The following is a 16,634-nucleotide window of genomic DNA, read 5'->3' on the forward strand; positions in this document are numbered from 1 at the left end:
GCCGCGCACGGACCCCACACAACGGGTCGTCCCCGGCGGGATTTCACCGTGAAACATGACCTCAGTGTTGCACCCCCAGCCAATGCGTCCGAAGAGGCCTACTATGTCGCTCTGATGGCCGAGACGTTTGTCTCCCCCCCCGAGCGATCCGCGGAATACCTCCAGAGCGTCGGTGTAGACCAGGTCCGACTTGTGCGTGTCGGCGGCCAGCCGGTGGGTGGGTTGGCATTGTTGCCGAAGGGGCAGTATTTCGGCGGACGCCGTATTCCCATGGTGGGCGTGGCCGCGGTCTGCGTGGACCCCACGCAGCGGGCTGGCGGCGCGGCCAGCGAGTTGATGCGCCAGACCTTGAGCGAACAGCACGCCGCCGGAATGCCGCTGTCCGCACTCTATCCGGCCACGGTGAAGCTCTATCGCCGCGCCGGTTACGAATGTGCCGGCGTCGAGGCCCTGCTCAAGGTCAACCTCGATGGGATCACCTGCCGGGATCGGGAAGCACCGATGCGGCCGGTACGACCGGAGGATGAGCCCGTGCTGCACGCGGCCTACCAGCAATGGGCGGCCCGACACCCCGGCAACGTCGATCGCACGGAGTTTCATTGGAACCGGATCCTTGACCTGCGGGGTTCCAAAGCGACCGGGTATGTCGTCACGAACGGCGACCGCATCGACGGGTACGTCTACTTCGTGACCACGACGGAACCCAAGCTCTGGAACATGGATGTGCGCGACATCGTGGCACTGACACCGGCCGCGGCGCGGCGGCTGCTGACTTTCCTGGCCGACCACCGGACCATCCGGCAATTCGCCTCGTGGAAGTCAAGCCCGGCCGACCCGCTGCTTCTGCATCTGGGAGAGCCCTGCTACGAATTCACGCGTGCCCGTCCGTGGATGCTGCGGATCGTGCATGTGGCGAACGCACTGGCCGCCCGCGGTTATGCCCCGGCGGTGCAGGCCGAACTGCACTTCGACGTGGCCGATGACGTGCTACCCGAGAACGGCGGCCGGTGGACGTTGCGGGTTGAAGCCGGTACCGCGCAGGTGACACGCGGCGGCCGGGGGAGTCTCGCGATCGATGTGCGTGGGTTGGCAGCGCTGTATTCGGGTTACCAGTCACCGAGCGACCTGGTGCTCGCGGGGCTGCTCCGCGCGCCGGAAGCGGAGCTGGCCGCGGCGGCCGCCGTGTTTGGCGGACCGCTGCCGTGGATGCGGGACGCTTTCTGAGCCGCGCGTGGGTGGCAGTCCCGGGGTGGCCGGGTGGCGCTGGCTTATGCTATACTGCCGCTTCGTTTTTTCGGCTCGGCGGCGGTGCGCGGGCGCGCGTGGTTGGCCCCTGTGGGCGTACCGTCCGGAGGTAGTAAGCTGATGGCTGACAGCGTGACGCCGATCGAGACGCCCGCGGATGAGGACTCGAAGAAACGGGGGGGCATGCTCATCAAGTACTTCAAGGCGGTGATCAAGCTGCAGGTGTCCGACCTGCACCTGAAGGCCGGTTTGCCGGCGATGGTTCGTTCGAAGGGTGATTTGCGGCCCTTGCAGGGGGGGGCGCTGACGGGCGAGCAGATCCGCGACGGGATCTTCGAGCTCCTGAGTGACAAGCAGCGGCAGCTGTACGAGGAACGCGGCGCGATCGACTTCGCCTACGACGTCGGCATCCAGGGGGATGCCGACCGGTTCCGGGTGAACGCCTTTCAGCAGCGTGGCAAGATGTCGGTTGCGGCCCGGCGCGTGGCGCGCGACATCAAGAACTTCAAGCAGCTCTACCTGCCGGATTCGATCGAGAAGGTCGCCCTGTTCAACCAGGGGATGGTGCTGCTGGCGGGCATCACGGGTTCGGGCAAGAGTACGACGATTGCCGCCTTGATCGATTACATCAACGAGCGCTTCCCCGTCCACATCGTGACGGTCGAAGACCCGATCGAGTACCTGTTCACGGACAAGAAGGCGGTCATCAACCAGCGTGAGATCGGCATTGACGTCCAAACCTTCCACGATGCCCTGAAGTACCTGATGCGCGAAGATCCCGACGTGGTGCTGATCGGCGAAATGCGCGACGTCGAGACATTCTCCGCCGCCGTCCACGCCGCCGAGACCGGGCACCTGTGCTTTGGCACGATTCACGCGTCGAGCTCGGCCCAGACCATCTCGCGACTGCTCGACCTGTTTCCGGCGGAGGAGCGGCGCTCGATCCGCCAGGCCCTCGAGTTCAACCTGAAGGCGATCATCTGCCAGAAACTGATTCCGAGCGTGAAAGAGGGGGTGCCGATCGTCCCGGCGGTTGAGATCATGATCACGAACGCCTCGGTGCGCAAGCTGATCCGTGAAGAACGGGACAACGAGATCATCGACGTCATCCGCGCTTCGTACAACGACGGCATGGTGGATTTCACGGAACACATACGGCGCCTGGTCGATTCCGGTTTCATCGATCACGCCACGGCCTACGAGGCGGCGCCGAACCCTGACGAGCTCCGCATGGCGCTCAAGGGCATCAAGTCGGCCTCCGCCGGCATTCTGGGTTAGTAGGACATCGCGGGGCCGCGTGCCACGCGGCCGCAGGAGCTGCCTGTGATCGTATCCCTCGATCTGCTCGCTCAGGTTCCGCAGGGCGCCATCCTCATACAGCCGTTCAAGCTGCTGGCGCTGGTCCTGGTCTTCACTGCGTGGGCGGCTATCGCCCAGTGGGTCGACAAGGATGCCGTCGCGGTCAACACCTACCGCATCCTCTGGAACTTGATCACGCTCAGCGCGGGGGTGGTGGGTTTGCTGGTGGGGCTCTTCATCCCGATCTTCTGGGTTGGCTTTCCCAGCATGTTCGTCGTGGTCATGGGAGCGGGTCTGGCCTACGTCCTGCACCGCAATGCCCTTGTCCCCGAGGTGGACAAGGTGCTCACGGCGGCCCACTTCCGGCGGCTTCGTGAGGAGGGGCTGAGCCGCAGGAAGAAAGTTATCGAAGTCAAGGAGCGGGTGCGTCTGGCCGGGGCTGACCGCAAACCCGTTCCCATACCCACCGACGAGGTGCCGCGCGAGCAGTTCCGCCTCACGCAGGATCTGCTCTTCAACGCCTTCTGGCGGCGGGCCACGGTGGTCGAGGTGGCACCCGCCGGCCCGCAGGCCGCCAAGATCACCTATTTCGTCGATGGAATGCCGATCGAAGGCGACCCCATCGCACGCGCCGATGGGGACGCGATGATCCAGTTCCTCAAGCAGATCGCTGGTCTCGATCTCGAGGAGCGGCGCAAGCCACAGAAGGGGCAGATCACCGCGGCCATCGGCGACAACAAGCACCGCATTTTCGTCCGGTCGGACGGGTCCACGGCCGGAGAGCGGCTGTCGTTCCAGATTCTGCGGCGCGAGGGTGAATTTAAGGTGCCCGATCTCGGCTTCACGCCCCGGCAGCTTGAAATCGTGCAAGCCACCAAGGAAGACTCGAAGGGCCTGATCGTGCTGACGGCCCCGCCCAAGGAAGGCCTGACAACCACGATTTACAGCTTCGTCCGCAACCACGACCGCTTCCTCCAGAATGTGCAGATGCTCGAGACCGAGATCGAGCTCGAAATCGACAACGTGACACAGCAGGTGGTCACCCCTACCGAGACGACCACCTTCGGCGAGCGCCTGATGAAGGTGGTCCGGTCCGATCCCGATATCATTGTCCTGCCCGATCTGCGCGACCGGGAGGCGGCCGCCATTGCCGCCAAGTCCGCCTCCGAGAAGCAGAAAGTCTACGTCTCCCTGCCGGCGCTCGACGTGTTTGACGGCCTGGCGCGCTGGCTCAAGCTGGTCGGTGACAAGAACCTCGCCACCAAGGCCCTGCTCGGGGTCGGCAACCAGCGGCTCATCCGCCTGCTCTGCCCGGAGTGCAAGCAGGCCTACAAACCTGACTCGAACATGATGCGCCGCCTCAACCTGCCCGAGGACAAGGTGCTGTTCCGCACGCCCGAACCGCAGTACGACAAGCACGGCAATCCGATCCTCTGCCAGGCCTGCCAGGGCACCGGCTATACCGGCCGCACCGCCGTTTTTGACTGGTTGGTGATCGATGAGGGGCTGCGGCAGCTCATTCGCTCTGCCGATTCGCTGGCCGAGGTCAAGAAGTACGCGATCAAGCGCGGCGGCATCGGGTTGCAGGCCCAGGCCCTCGAGAAGGTCCTCGCCGGCCAGACGAGCATTCAGGAAGTCGCGCGGGTTGTGAAGGCGAACAGTGCTCCCGCTGCCGCCCCACAACCGAAGCCGCAGTCGCGCCCGCCGGCTTCGGCGAAGTAGATCGACCTGGTCCGGACGACGTGTCGCAGCAAACGGAGCGACCCGATGATTCTGAATCTCTTCGTGCTCCTCTTCGTCATCGGCATCACGTTCATGCATTCGCTGTTCGGCCTGTACAGCGGCATCCTGAACGTGTTCTGCTGCATCGTCGCTGTCGCGGTCACCTTCGGGTTCGGCGAAGCGCTCACTTTCTGGGCCACCGGCCAATTCGGCCTGCACCCGGCTTACACGGAAGCCGTGGCGTACCTGCTGCTCTTCGCGGTGACGCACGGTGGGCTGCGCTTCCTGGCGGATACTTTTCTGCGCGGAAACGTGCGCGTGCCGATGCTCGCCGACTGGATTGGTGGTGCTGTGGCCGGCGTCATCATCGCGCAGCTCAGCATTGGCATGCTTTTGATCTGTTTCCTCATGCTGCCTTGGGGGGGCCGCATCATGATGTACCAGCCGATCGAGCGCAACCGCGAGGAGGAGCAGCGCGGCGAGGAGCGGCGGCCCGGCGAGCGCGCCCGGATCGATCGCAACCGCATCTGGCTCCGTTCTGACGACTTCACGGCCGGCCTCGGAAAGTTCCTCAGTGGTGGCAGTCTGCGGGGCGAAACAACTGTGGCGGCCGTTTATCCCAACTTCACGGAATGGCTTGCATGGACCGGAAACACGGTTCAGCCCGAGTCAACGCCCGCCCCCTATCGCGATCCCAAAACGGGTGATGGCTTCAAGGATGGTATCACCGTGGAGTCCTGGTGGACGCAGTCTACGCCGCTTTCGTCCGCCTACACCCGCTACCGCAACCTCGCACCGAGCGAGGATCGCCCGACACCGGCTTTTGCCCCCTTCGAGTACCGGCCAGAAGCAGGCCATCACCTGCTCGGTGTGCGGCTTACGTTGCGTCCGGCGGCCGGGGATCGCGATCGCACCGCCATTCACCTCTTCCGCCCGACCATGATCCGCCTTGTCGGAGACGTCGTTCAGTCGGAAGACCTGCGTTTTCCGCGGCAGTTTGCGCCGGTCGTTCTCGGCGGTGTAAATCCGCCCGCGCTGGCGGACAACCTGCGTGTCGTTGATTTTGACAACAACCTCAGTCTGCCGGCGACCGCGAAGATTGATGCCTACTTCGAAGTCCCGACCGATTTCGTCCCGCGTTTCGTCGAGTATCGCCGCCATGCCCGGGCCGCGGTCGTCGCCGACCACCAGGCCAAAACCCCGCCGGGCACGCGCCTCGCCGCGGGCGAATCCGCGCCGGAAACGCCCACCGGGGCCACCAACCTGCGCGACGTGCTCGACTATGCACTCACCGGGCCGGAACACCGTCTGCCGTTTCCGCTGGCAATGGATCGCGCCCGGGCCGCCAGCCAGATTGAAGTTTCCGGTAACGCGCTCGTGCGCGGCCGCCTGACCGGCGATATGTCGGCCTGGTCGCCGCCGGGCACGTTGACGGACGGCAATGTCTCCGTCCTGCGCATCCCCGACGGCATGTGCATCATGCAATTCCGCCTGAATCTCCAGCAGGCCCGCTCCCTCCCGGGGCAGATCATGAACTTCGTTACGGGGACCACCAACCAGTACTACGCCGCGGACGATGTGGGTGAGCTCTACCCCCTCGCCGGCTATTACGCGGTTGTCACACGCAACAATGACCAGTACTTCGAGCTCTTCTTCGAGCCCAACCCGCTCGACGCCGGCTACAACCAGATGCTCAATTTCAGCGACACCGGCCTCATGCGGCAGTTGCAGAACGACAACACCGCCGTGTTGGGTCTCATTTTCGTCATCCCGAAAGGCGTCAACATCGTGGCCCTCAACAGTCGCCAACGCGACGGCCGCATTGAGCTTGGCAACATTTTCACGTCGTTGTGCCAGTAGGCGGGCACAGGGCACGCGGTCGGGCGGATACCTGCAGGCCTCTGCGAGCGAATGGGTTCGGTGGGTGCGTCAACAAAGTCAACCCGTTCAGGTGAAGAACACGGGGACCGCCGGTTCCAACATATCGGCGGGTGCCTCATCCTGCACTTGGATTTGGGGGGTAAACACCGATAACGCCCTTGGGAGCAAGAGGAGAATGGCCGCCCACAACCCGGGTAGTTCGTTCCGTCGCAGCAAGCCGCCCGGGGACTTCCGGTGCGCCCGTTATCGGCCGGTTCTGAAGGCACGGGAAGTGGGGGCGGCTTGACATTGGTCCCAACAAGGGTACGCTTCCTAGATTCGACCGTGCCAGCCGGGCTCAACCCGGCGGTACCGGTGGCCGATGCTGGCAGCAGAGGCGCCGGTGTGAAGAGAATCCAGTCCCCGATAGCTCAATGGTAGAGCGAGCGGCTGTTAACCGCTAGGTTGCAGGTTCGAGTCCTGCTCGGGGAGATCGACGAACGGTCGCGAGTCTGGCGACCGACCAGTTAACGCGAAACCCCGGGCCAGAGAGCGCCCGGGGTTGCTCGTTTTAACGCGAGGATTCGCAAGGGTTTACGGATGCGGCCGGAGCGGCCCGGGCGGCGAGAGAGTGCGTTTCCCGGCACCGGGCGCGACCGGTCGGCGTGGTGAGCGTCCTTCCGATCCCGGCGCTCTCGGTTTTTCTCGTTAACAGCCGACCGCCGAGTTTACAGCGACGTCCCGGGCGCAACGCCGTAGCCATGAGTCTCGACCCAGACTCCGGTCTCATCGCGCTGTGGCCTACCCCCCGGTCGATAGGCGTTCCAAAGAGCGGGGTGGTTGATAATCACCCATCGGGACGAGGCTTGATTAGAATATCGTCGTCATGGACGTGAAACGGACAATTCACTCGCCAATCGCCTTCGATGCTGCTGCTCGCCCTCGACGAGCTCGATTCGAACGCGCGGAGGCTGTTCGAAGCGATAGTCTCGCGAGAGCATGGACCGTTGGCACCGATGAAGCGGGGCCGACCTCTCGGCTCATCTCTACGGCGCCCGCTCGTGACAGGAGGGAGTATCAGCGTTGAAAGGAGTCGTCCGTGACAGCATTCTTCAGACGGCGGACTACACGCACGTGGCCCGTAACGGCCAAGAAAAAGTGGACTGCGCCTACCTTGTAACCATCGGTGACAGCCCTCATATCCCGACGCAGCTTGCCCGTATGTCGCGCTGCGCCAATCACGTGGTCGTTCTGCACACGGTCCCATGCCTAGCCGCAACGGATGCTCGCTTTCAGGGCGTGGAGTTCGTTCTATTTCGGGCTGACCTTCATCATCAACTGATGAATCGGCCCTCTTCGAAGAATCCGACGCGTCGGTGGAACCAACGGTTCGATCTGCCGTCGAAACGCATGTACGCTTTGGAGCACGCCACACGCGCTGGCTACAGCATAATCCTCCTCATCGATGATGACATCATCTTCCGGCAGTCCTTGATCCCCTCAGCTATACACGTGCTTTGCAATGGGACTGATATCGCCTGCACCTATTCGCTGATTCACGCCGACGTTTCGACGCTGGACCGCGTGTATAGCGCAATGACAGGCACACCGCCACACGTGTCCATTAGCGGCAATGCCGTAATTCTCAAGATTAGTCCACGGCTCGGTATTTTTCCTTACATATACAACGAAGACTGGCTATTCTTCTGGTCATCGATTAAGCATGGCGGCGCAGTGGTGACCCCGCTGCAGACTGTCGTGCAGCGCGCGCCACGGAAGGAACGAGTGGCGCTCGTGCCAATGGAGCAATTCGGGGAGTTGATTGTATCCATGCTATTTCACCATAAGAATAGCCACGCGGACCTGTCCATGCTTCAAGACGCTGATTTTGTTGCAGGCTGCATGGAGGAATATCGCGATTGGGTTCAAGGGCTACTTCAATGTCCTGGCCACGAACACACCGTCGAGGCGGCGCTGGCTGCATTGGCTGACGTATCGTCGGACGATGTTCGCACTTTTGCCGCGCGCTTTGAAAGTGAGGTGTTAGAGCACTATGAGCATCAACGCGCAATGTAGCACAGGTGAGCTACCCTCACCGGGTGGCTACAGAATTCCCTACATTATCGAGCGGTCGCGTCGACAACCGCGGACAGGTGGCTTTCTGTTGCTACACGGGCTTGGTGTAGACAAAGATGAGTATCTCGGGTTCTATCGCACGCTGTCACCCAAACTTGCCGAAGCAGGATTCGACGTGCTTCGATTCGATTTCCCAGCCCACGGCGAGAGTAAGGCGAACGCGAGTAGCTTTACACTACGGAACTGTGCCGTAGATGCAATAGTGGCGGCTGAGTTCCTGCTGCAGGAGATCGACAGTTCTCGACTGCACGTTTTCGGGACGAGTTTTGGAGCGGGCCCCGCCATCATGGCAGCAAGCTTTTTTCAGAGCTCGCTGCGGAATGCGACTCTGCTGGCCCCGGCGATCAGTTACCGTGAACTGTACATAGAACCTGCTCATCCGCTGCGTACTGCAAAGTATAGTGATTTTTATCGGCGCGCCGTTCTTGAAGGGGCAACTGTCCCAGTATCCGATCGTGCAGCGCTGAATTGGCGCAATGCAATCGAGTTCGCCATGTGTGACCTTGGTCACCAGCTATCGGCCATCGCGAGCCGCACGGCCATCCTTCATGGTGAGGCCGATTCGATGGTGCCTCACGAACTCTCGCGCGATCTAGCGGCACGATATGCCGGCATCGATCTCACAATTATCCCTGAAATGGATCACGGGTACATGGATCATAATGACGAGACCGGAGAGAGCGAGCGCAGTCAGCACAATCTGCGCGCAATTCTTCGGAAGGCATTGCGATGACGCCCGCGCGGGCCAAATTCGTCGATAGTACGGCCATTCTCAATTGCGCCCCGAGGTTTTTGCAAGGGGCGCGGCCTTGGCCGACCGAAGCCGAGTTCAACCGTCCTGTCGTTCTCCCGGAGTTCATTTATGTCGGACCCTTTGCGGTGATCGGTTGCGGTGCGGTTCTAGGTAATGGGTGCGTTGTTGATGCATACTGCCGAGTTGAGCCCTTGGCGCAGCTCGGCGAGGATTCGCTGGTCCTGTATCGTGGGACTATTGGAATGCAGGCACTTGTTGGCAAACGATGTGTCGTCGGAGGCTCGGTTTCGGAACATACAGTGGTCGAGGACGACTGCACTTCCTTTGGTAAGCTTATCCACACGCATTGGGATTCACGATCGCCTTGGGATGACCGAGAGGAGCCAGAACCAAGCCCTGTCATTCGACGCCGATCATTCATTGGACATGATGCCCTAGTGATCGGCGGAGTTGACGTCGGCCCGCATGCCTATGTGTGTGCGGGCGCCACCTTGACACGTACCCTTCCGCCGTACCACATTGCGTACGGCGTGAACCAGATCGTCCACTACTCACAATGGCGAGGGAGGCTCGCTCAGAATCCTTTGTTCCTGACGGATCAATAGCCATGAGGTACCTGCTATCATCGTATGGACTTGGAAATCCGTACATCATAACTGACATACCAGATCATGCCGTGAGGCTATCTCAAAACCGGGACACCTGTTGACTTTGTACAATGATGCATGTTGACACTCACAAATGAGCAATTGGATTGGCTGGCGGACAGGATTCCGGATCGGCCGAAGAGTCCGAAGGGCGGACGGCCCGTCGCGGACAAGCGGCGGACGCTGCGCGGCATCTTCTGGATGCTGGACAACGGCGCGAAGTGGAAGGACCTGCCGCGCGAGTTCGGCGCGCGGGCCACGGTGCACCGTTGGTTCCAGCGCTGGACGCGCGAAGGGCTCTTTGAGCAGGCCATGCGGGCCGCCGGACGCCTGGTCGAACGGCGCGGCGCGTACCGCGTGTACGAATGCTTCATCGACGGCACCTTCGCCAAGGCCCGGGGCGGCGGTGATGGGATCAGCGCGGCCACCTCGGAAAAGGCGTGAAAATCATGGTTCTGGTCGATGCTCGCGGGTTGCCGGTGGCGATCGATACCGCGCGGCGGACGCCCACGAGAGCCGCTGCGTGCAGGCGGCTGTTCGACTTCGTGCTGACGCGAGACGCCGCCGCGCGTGATCGGCGACAAGGCGTACGACAGCGACAAGCTCGACGAAGAGCTCGCACAGCGCGGCATGGAAATGATCGCGCCGCATCGCGGCAACCGCAAGCCGGAGAATGTGACACAGGACCGCCGGCCGCTGCAGCGCAAGCGGCGCTGGACGGTGGAGCGGACGATCTCCTGGATCCAGAACTACCGTCGGCTCTGCATCCGTTGGGAGAAGTCGAGCTGCCTGTTCAGCGGCTTCTTGCATATGACCTGTACGCTTCTCTTGCTTTCAGAGGTTTTGAGATAGCCTCGTGTATCCTATCGGGATCGAAGGATCGGACTTCATTGATTTAGATTATTCACTATTGCTGGTCGGGACGGGCTTTCTGTTTGACCAGCAAGCGTTGGATTATCTCGTAGCACAACGATCTCGTCTGCGCTTTCTGGCGCCCCTTGTTGAGAGCATCTTGAAGCTGAAGGCAGAAGGCCTGCTCGAGACCTTTGATGGGAAGGCGATCATCGGGGAGAACATTGACAAGATACGTACCAAGACCGAATCCCTTTGCGAGGACATTGTGGGGTGGCTTGGTCCTGTGCGTGCTCAGTGGAGTGTGCTCAAGGCGGACCGCGAGACGTTTCTCCAGAGATTTGGAAGCCAAGAGAAGCGTGCGATAAACGAACAGCACTTTTCGGTTGTCAATGCGGCCATGAAGATCGATGGCTCGCTCAATGCTACGCTTGTTAGCACAATCACGAAGATCATCAACTCAAGGCGAAAGACCTTCGACGCTAAGGAGTCTGTCTATATCAAGGAGGTGCTGCGCCCGCTGGTGTGTCACACAGTGATTCAGGATTTGTTCAGATGCAAGACCCAAGGAGCGGTTCTCGATTGGGATGATAGCCAACCATACTACGAGCGTCTGTACGCCGCAAGATGGGATAGCCAAGAGGACCACCTGCTCGCGTACCATGCCAGGAGCCTGTTTACGCTATCGCTCCCCCAGCTGCGACCCAAGAATGTTGACAGTGTTATTAGGTTCATTCGGAACAACAGGAACGTCGAATCACTTCGGGCAGATATCACGTCGAGTCTTGGCAGAGGTGAGAAATTCGATGCAGAGCTCGGTAGGCGATTGCTAGCTGAGGTCTTGGAGCATGAGCTTGGAGTCAAGAGGAAAATGAAGCGGTTTCGTTTTTTGGGGGCGCTCGCTAGCGTCTTTGTTCCGGGCGGATCTCTGCTCACTGAAGCTGCCGTCGAGGGCGCGACGATGGTCGGTGAAGACGCTGTGGAAGCGGGGCTTGGCCGCGCCCATCGCTGGCTGTATTCCCTCCGAGCGTAGTGTGGTGCAAGGGCCCGCCGCGGTTCGGCCCTTTCCCCGCACCATTCTGTAAACACGCCGCGTATGTAACCAATAGCGGGCTGTGCTGACCCGCTCCCGCCAGACGACGCGCCGGTCGCAAAGCGAAGGTCGTCGTGGGCATCGTCCAAATGGAGATGCTCATGGCCGCTCGCCGCGCGCGGTTCGATCCGACTGACTCTACCACCCTCCAACCCGAGCAACGGCTACACGAAGTCGCAGCGATTCTCGCCGCCGGCATGATTCGCATGCGCGCAGCGTTCAGCGCCCGCGCGCGGGCGTCCGGCCAGCAGGCCCGGGCGGACGAGCCGCATCATTCGGACGTGCCACACGCCGCATGCATGTCGCAGATTTCGACAGAATCTGGCGAAACTCACCTTGAGCTTTCCCGCCGAAGTAGCCCTGATGGCCGGCGTGGTTAACGACTTGCGAGAGCAAGGGTTACGGAGAGAACGCATGGCGATGAACGTCGGAAAAGAGCTGGCGGACCTGCGCGAGATGAGCGTTCGCGAACTGCGCGAGAAGTATGAATCCGTCTTCGGCGAGCCTACGCGGGCCGGGAACAAGGACTGGCTGTTCAAGCGGATCGCGTGGCGGATTCAGGCGCTGGCCGAGGGCGACCTGTCCGAGCGTGCGCTCCGGCGGGCGGAGTTTCTGGCCCGGGACGCCGACCTCCGGACCACCGCGCCACGGACGCCGGTCGCCAACGCGGGAAACGGCGTAAACGTCGCGGTAGGCGGGAACGGTGGGGGCGAACCGGGGCCCGCGCCCGCCGTCCTCGACGAGCGCGTGCCGCCACCGGGCACGGTTCTGACACGACGGTATCGCGGCCAGGCGTACCATGTGCGAGTCCGCCACGATGGGTTCGAGTACGACGGCCAACACTTCCGCTCGCTGAGTGCAATCGCCAAGATCATCACCGGCTCGCACTGGAACGGGCTACTCTTCTTCAGGATCGCCAAGCGTAGGACAACCGACAGCACAGCACACAGCGCAACCAGCCGGCCGCGAAGCGGAGGCGTTGCGGGTGTCGCGGAGAGGCGTGCCTGTCGATCCCGCGCTGGCTGTGGCCGGTGACCTTCGCGAGCTACCCGAGCGTGGCGGCCCGCCAGGCGGTGCAGCAGTGCGGCTGGGGGCTGTGGAAAATCCGCGATCAGGATGGACCGGCCATCACGCAGGAGCGCCGCGCCATCGGAGGCTGCAACGGATGAATTGGGAATCAAGTGCAGCGACGAATGCGAGGCGCCCGCCGTGCCGAACTCCAGCGCCTGTCACGAACGTCGCTGCCGTGGCGCGCCCTTCAATACCTCCTCGGCTGCTGGGCCTGCCAGACCTTCTGGACGGCGGTCCTGACGTATGCCGCCACGGCTGGCATCACCGCCCCGGCGGCCTGGTTCTTCTCCGCCGCCGCCTACTCCGGCGCAGCTGTCCTGCTGTCGACACTGCACGGCTTGGCCCCATCTGCGCGTCCGGAGGCGGCGCCGGCTCGAAGTGGCTGCAAGGGGTGCGGTAAATAGCGGCGGCCTACGCCGCGCCCGTATCCGAGGGTCCTCCGGCTACGGCTGCCACCGCAGCATGTGCCATGCCTGATCTGGAACTGCCGGGAACCGGTCATGGCGTTTGCTGCCGCACGCATCGTCGAACGGTCGTTACAGCTCCAGGGCGCTGAAATCTATCTCCTTTGGCACTTGCCATCCCACGTGCTCCATCCACTCTATGAAGTCTTCCGGCAGCCGCATGTGGTGCCGGCGCACATAGTGTGGCACGTCCGCCGTCCAGGCCCACGTGCCATCAGTGAGGACGTTGGGCGGACCAATGATGGGGTGACCTGCATCAACTGCATCGCGCGCGATGCCCGGACATAGTAGGAAGATGTGTCCGCTCTCAAGGTACGTGATGCAGCGATCCTCATCCGGTGCAGCGACCGGCCGCACCAGTTCGGCCAAGGTCTTGGAAGCGACCTCCAAAGGCATGTCGTTGAAGAAGCCGATCCGCCTCAACCTCACGGTCTGCCTCCCCCCGGCACGAAGGTCATCCAGCAACCACCGGGCGCCAGCAGTGGATCGCTGACGGAATGCATCGGAACATATACAGTGCTGGTTGCCGCCTCCACGCGCACTCCGACTGGCTCTCGCATGCTACCTCGCCGGGTCAGCGATCACTGGGTCGAGCCGTACAGCCGGTTTTCGCTGGCCAATGAGGCAAGTCAACTCGCATCTGGAAACACCCGATCGAGGATTGGCCCAGTCACACGTGGCAGGATGCGATGGGCAATGTACGCTGCAGGCACGAATGCCAGTAACGAACACACACCGCGTGCGACAAAGCCCCAGGGGGCGAACGCCCAAACGAGCCATGCGCTCGCGCCCCAGATAGCCAGTAGGCCAACTCCGTTCGCTGCAAGATGGAGGTTGGGTGATGCCATGTTACCAGCCTCCAGGGCTCAGTGGAACGGTCGCTTCCGACAGAAACAACACGGTCTTGGGCGGTAGCCGCAGAAGGCTCGCTGTCTGAGCGGCTCCTGAGCGGACCCCACTACTTCAGCCTCTCATAGGCGTACTCAGCCTCCAGAACTCGCTCGCCCACAGGCGAGTGGAGCGGCCACGTGTCAACGACAATGTGGCCTACTCCCGGAGCTTGGGGGCGTTGAGCATTGGTCAATCCGGACAGCATCTCCTCAAGGCCGTCGATAACAACGAGCAGTTCGCGCTCCGACCCGACGGCGGGCTCACCCGCGCGGAACTTAGCGAGCTCCTGCCGAACGGCGTCAAGGGCGGTCAGGAGCTTACTCCGTACCTTAGCAATCTGTTCCGATGTGCTCATGGCTCGACCAGATTCGCCCGCCAGTCCAGAATGAACTTCTGTGGCTGACCACCGGGTAGATATGGGCCTTGCGGTGCAGCTCTGCCTTGGATGATCGGTGTGCCGGCTCTGATCTGGAACTGCCGGAACCCGGTCATGGCATTCCATTCAGGCTTCAGCGCCAGCGTGGCACGCGAGGCGGGGAACGTCTCAAATAGCCAGCTTCCTCCAGGTCGTGCTGGGTCGCTGAAGTACCGGAGGCCGAACTCGGACGATCCCGCTTGCCGGAAACTGATGGTGCCGCGCTCGAAAGCCTGCAGAATCTCTACCCGCCGCACACGTGAGACCCCTTGCGACCGCAAATACGCTGACGCCTCACGAACGCCCGCGAATCGGTCGTATGATCGGGCGGCTGCCAGTTCGTCAGCGGGACTGGTCGCTGAGCGAGAAAGCGACATCGTCGCGTTCCGCAGCGTCGGAGATAGTTCAAATATGCCCTGCCCGACACCGCCGGTAACCGCACCGAATGCTGCCCCGCGAAGCCCGGCCTCACCCACCTCGCCGAGCGTGGCTTCGCCGAACGGGACGAGGACTGCGGTGCCCCCCGCCTCGCCAGCACCGGTGACAAGCGCGTTGGTTGCCGACGAGATCGCAACGCGACCGAGGGCTGTGGATGAGCTTACACCAATCTTGGCGGCACCTGACGCGACAAGGGTCTGGGCCGTTCCGGCAGTCGCGATCTGAATCGGGGCTGATGCGGCCACTACGATCGCGTCGCGATACGCCTTCGCATCGGCGTTGGCTGTAAAATCATCAACCAGCCGTTCCTGCTCGGCCGCAATGCGATTCCAGATGTTGATACCTTCCCGACGCGGGAAGTACTCGACGATCCGCTCGCTCTCGCTGAAGTTCTCGTTGTTCCAATCGCCCCACCACCACTGGTAGAACGTGAACACGTAGCCCACGTCGAGCTTGTTGCGGTGCCGCGTGTAGGTGATCTCCCACCACTCGCGCCCGGTGGCGTCGGTGAGTTCGCGCGCGTCGGTAGTGACCCACACGTCCCTGCCAGACGGGTCCACGTGGCGTGCAGCATTCCCGCGGAAGGACTCATACAGATTCCCGCCGTCGACATACCCGCTGGGGTCGCGCTGGAACCAACGTCCGTGCTGCGGGTCGTAGAAGCGGGCGCGGACGTAGAGCAGCACCTTGCCGTCCGCCAGCACGTCGATCGGCCGGCCGTGCAGGGCGAACGTGCCCGTCGGCGGCGGCGTGCCGTTCCGCAGCGTCGGCGCCACGGCGCAGCCCGGCTGCGGCGGCAATTCCGGCCCGTTCATGCACTGCGCGAACGCGTCGAAGTCGTCGATATCGATCACGCCGTCGGCGACGCCGTCCAGATCGAAATCGTGGATGTCCAGGCAGGTCGGATCGGTCGTGCCGAAGCAGATCTGCAAGCTCGCGAAGTCGGCCAGGTCAATATCAAGGTCCGGCTCGGCATCGTGCGCGAAGCTGCCCGCCGGCCCCTTGGCGAAGTCGCCGCCCGAGCCGAAGTCGATCCGCTCGATTACGCTGCCGTCGCTGTTGCCCCTGCCCGTGACCGAGTAGTTGCTGCCGGCGAGGTAGTACGTGAACTCGCCCGAGCGCGTCCCCGTAACCGTGTACGTCGCGACCCGCTCGTCGATGTACTGCGCCCCGTTGACGTGGTAGAACGTCAGCGCATCGGCCCCATCGCGCTCCTCGATGATCCGCTGGCCGTCATACACGTAGCGGATCGTGTACGCATTCGGCGGATCGTTCGGCGAAAACTCGCTCAGCACCCGCCGGCCCAGCGCGTCGTAGGTATAGCGCACCAGCACGGCGTTGCCGCTGTCCTGCACCTCGATCAGCCGGTTGAACTCGTCGTAGAAGTACTGCCGGCCGTCCTCATCGACCGTCAGGTTGCCCGCCGCGTCGTACGTCAGTGGGTTGCTGTCGATCGAGGCATACTCGTTCGCGGCGTTGACCGCGCCATAGGTGAACGTCTGCCGCGCACGGTCGATGTGCGCTTCGGCGTTCGCGGCCAAGCCGAAGGCGATGACGCCAACGAGTACGAACCGAGCATGGAGCTTGCGCACTGATCGCCTGTTCCCGAATATCATGCCGATACAAGTCGGCTTCACCGTGCTCACGATATCATGGAGAACGTAGATATCCTCCTTTGTGAAGATCCTCGCGAATGCGTGCACGTCGCTCCTCGGGGTTCAAGCGCAACCACTCATCATGCGTAACT

16 protein-coding genes and 1 tRNA gene are annotated in these 16,634 nt (G+C 62.4%); 14 read left to right on the forward strand and 3 right to left on the reverse strand.

Annotated elements, in window-relative coordinates:
• Window positions 1-48: 48 nt before the first annotated feature.
• The 14 genes from IPM18_17225 to IPM18_17290 all read left to right on the forward strand — a co-directional run bounded on the left by IPM18_17225 (window position 49) and on the right by IPM18_17290 (window position 13,083).
• Window positions 49-1,224, forward strand: a complete 1,176-nt coding sequence (locus IPM18_17225; GenBank protein ID MBK9121324.1) for a GNAT family N-acetyltransferase — start codon at window positions 49-51, stop codon at window positions 1,222-1,224.
• A gap of 204 nt (window positions 1,225-1,428) precedes the next feature.
• Window positions 1,429-2,523 carry a PilT/PilU family type 4a pilus ATPase gene (locus tag IPM18_17230; GenBank protein ID MBK9121325.1) on the forward strand — a complete coding sequence of 365 codons (1,095 nt, stop codon included), beginning with the start codon at window positions 1,429-1,431 and terminating at the stop codon, window positions 2,521-2,523.
• Between the two features lie 45 nt (window positions 2,524-2,568).
• Window positions 2,569-4,266, forward strand: a complete 1,698-nt coding sequence (gene tadA / locus IPM18_17235) for a Flp pilus assembly complex ATPase component TadA (protein ID MBK9121326.1) — start codon at window positions 2,569-2,571, stop codon at window positions 4,264-4,266.
• Window positions 4,267-4,311: 45 nt separating this feature from the next.
• Window positions 4,312-6,126 carry a CvpA family protein gene (locus tag IPM18_17240; GenBank protein ID MBK9121327.1) on the forward strand — a complete coding sequence of 605 codons (1,815 nt, stop codon included), beginning with the start codon at window positions 4,312-4,314 and terminating at the stop codon, window positions 6,124-6,126.
• A 420-nt stretch (window positions 6,127-6,546) separates the two neighbouring features.
• Window positions 6,547-6,618: transfer RNA gene (locus IPM18_17245), tRNA-Asn, on the forward strand.
• A 591-nt stretch (window positions 6,619-7,209) separates the two neighbouring features.
• Complete coding sequence (locus IPM18_17250; GenBank protein ID MBK9121328.1) at window positions 7,210-8,202, forward strand: hypothetical protein; 993 nt, start codon at window positions 7,210-7,212, stop codon at window positions 8,200-8,202.
• Window positions 8,180-8,995 carry an alpha/beta fold hydrolase gene (locus IPM18_17255; protein MBK9121329.1) on the forward strand — a complete coding sequence of 272 codons (816 nt, stop codon included), beginning with the start codon at window positions 8,180-8,182 and terminating at the stop codon, window positions 8,993-8,995. The genes IPM18_17250 and IPM18_17255 overlap by 23 nt, the downstream gene beginning before the upstream one ends.
• Window positions 8,992-9,621 carry a hypothetical protein gene (locus tag IPM18_17260; GenBank protein ID MBK9121330.1) on the forward strand — a complete coding sequence of 210 codons (630 nt, stop codon included), beginning with the start codon at window positions 8,992-8,994 and terminating at the stop codon, window positions 9,619-9,621. The genes IPM18_17255 and IPM18_17260 overlap by 4 nt, the downstream gene beginning before the upstream one ends.
• Before the next feature lie 120 nt (window positions 9,622-9,741).
• Complete coding sequence (locus tag IPM18_17265; protein MBK9121331.1) at window positions 9,742-10,107, forward strand: transposase; 366 nt, start codon at window positions 9,742-9,744, stop codon at window positions 10,105-10,107.
• Between the two features lie 126 nt (window positions 10,108-10,233).
• A complete protein-coding gene (locus IPM18_17270; protein MBK9121332.1) occupies window positions 10,234-10,515 on the forward strand; it encodes a transposase in 282 nt (93 codons plus the stop codon).
• Window positions 10,516-10,675: 160 nt separating this feature from the next.
• The gene (locus tag IPM18_17275; protein MBK9121333.1) at window positions 10,676-11,548 is read left to right on the forward strand and encodes a hypothetical protein; all 873 of its coding nucleotides are present in this window, start codon (window positions 10,676-10,678) and stop codon (window positions 11,546-11,548) included.
• 161 nt (window positions 11,549-11,709) lie between these two features.
• Entirely contained in the window at window positions 11,710-11,988 is a 279-nt protein-coding gene (locus IPM18_17280; protein MBK9121334.1) for a hypothetical protein, read from the forward strand.
• Window positions 11,989-12,022: 34 nt separating this feature from the next.
• Window positions 12,023-12,643 (forward strand): DUF2924 domain-containing protein, encoded by a 621-nt coding sequence (locus tag IPM18_17285; GenBank protein ID MBK9121335.1) that lies wholly within the window; start codon window positions 12,023-12,025, stop codon window positions 12,641-12,643.
• Between the two features lie 158 nt (window positions 12,644-12,801).
• Window positions 12,802-13,083, forward strand: a complete 282-nt coding sequence (locus IPM18_17290) for a hypothetical protein (GenBank protein ID MBK9121336.1) — start codon at window positions 12,802-12,804, stop codon at window positions 13,081-13,083.
• A 132-nt stretch (window positions 13,084-13,215) separates the two neighbouring features.
• Here IPM18_17290 and IPM18_17295 read toward each other — a convergent pair whose 3' ends face one another.
• The 3 genes from IPM18_17295 to IPM18_17305 form a co-directional block, all read right to left on the reverse strand.
• The gene (locus tag IPM18_17295; protein ID MBK9121337.1) at window positions 13,216-13,572 is read right to left on the reverse strand and encodes a hypothetical protein; all 357 of its coding nucleotides are present in this window, start codon (window positions 13,570-13,572) and stop codon (window positions 13,216-13,218) included.
• 529 nt (window positions 13,573-14,101) lie between these two features.
• Entirely contained in the window at window positions 14,102-14,389 is a 288-nt protein-coding gene (locus tag IPM18_17300) for a hypothetical protein (protein MBK9121338.1), read from the reverse strand.
• Window positions 14,386-16,479, reverse strand: coding sequence for a hypothetical protein (locus IPM18_17305; protein MBK9121339.1), 2,094 nt, complete (start codon window positions 16,477-16,479; stop codon window positions 14,386-14,388). Before IPM18_17305 ends, IPM18_17300 begins: the two co-directional genes overlap by 4 nt.
• Window positions 16,480-16,634: the final 155 nt, after the last annotated feature.

Source organism: Phycisphaerales bacterium, from assembly GCA_016716475.1.
In the GTDB taxonomy this organism is placed as follows: Bacteria; Planctomycetota; Phycisphaerae; order UBA1845; family Fen-1342; genus JADJWG01.

Coding starts and splice junctions, on each gene's coding strand:
- IPM18_17230 (MBK9121325.1), top strand. CDS start 1,429: ATGCTCATCAAGTACTTCAAGGCGGTGATCAAGCTGCAGGTGTCCGAC.
- IPM18_17240 (MBK9121327.1), top strand. CDS start 4,312: ATGATTCTGAATCTCTTCGTGCTCCTCTTCGTCATCGGCATCACGTTC.
- IPM18_17255 (MBK9121329.1), top strand. CDS start 8,180: ATGAGCATCAACGCGCAATGTAGCACAGGTGAGCTACCCTCACCGGGT.
- IPM18_17260 (MBK9121330.1), top strand. CDS start 8,992: ATGACGCCCGCGCGGGCCAAATTCGTCGATAGTACGGCCATTCTCAAT.
- IPM18_17265 (MBK9121331.1), top strand. CDS start 9,742: ATGTTGACACTCACAAATGAGCAATTGGATTGGCTGGCGGACAGGATT.
- IPM18_17280 (MBK9121334.1), top strand. CDS start 11,710: ATGGCCGCTCGCCGCGCGCGGTTCGATCCGACTGACTCTACCACCCTC.
- IPM18_17285 (MBK9121335.1), top strand. CDS start 12,023: ATGGCGATGAACGTCGGAAAAGAGCTGGCGGACCTGCGCGAGATGAGC.
- IPM18_17290 (MBK9121336.1), top strand. CDS start 12,802: ATGCGAGGCGCCCGCCGTGCCGAACTCCAGCGCCTGTCACGAACGTCG.
- IPM18_17300 (MBK9121338.1), bottom strand. CDS start 14,389: ATGAGCACATCGGAACAGATTGCTAAGGTACGGAGTAAGCTCCTGACC.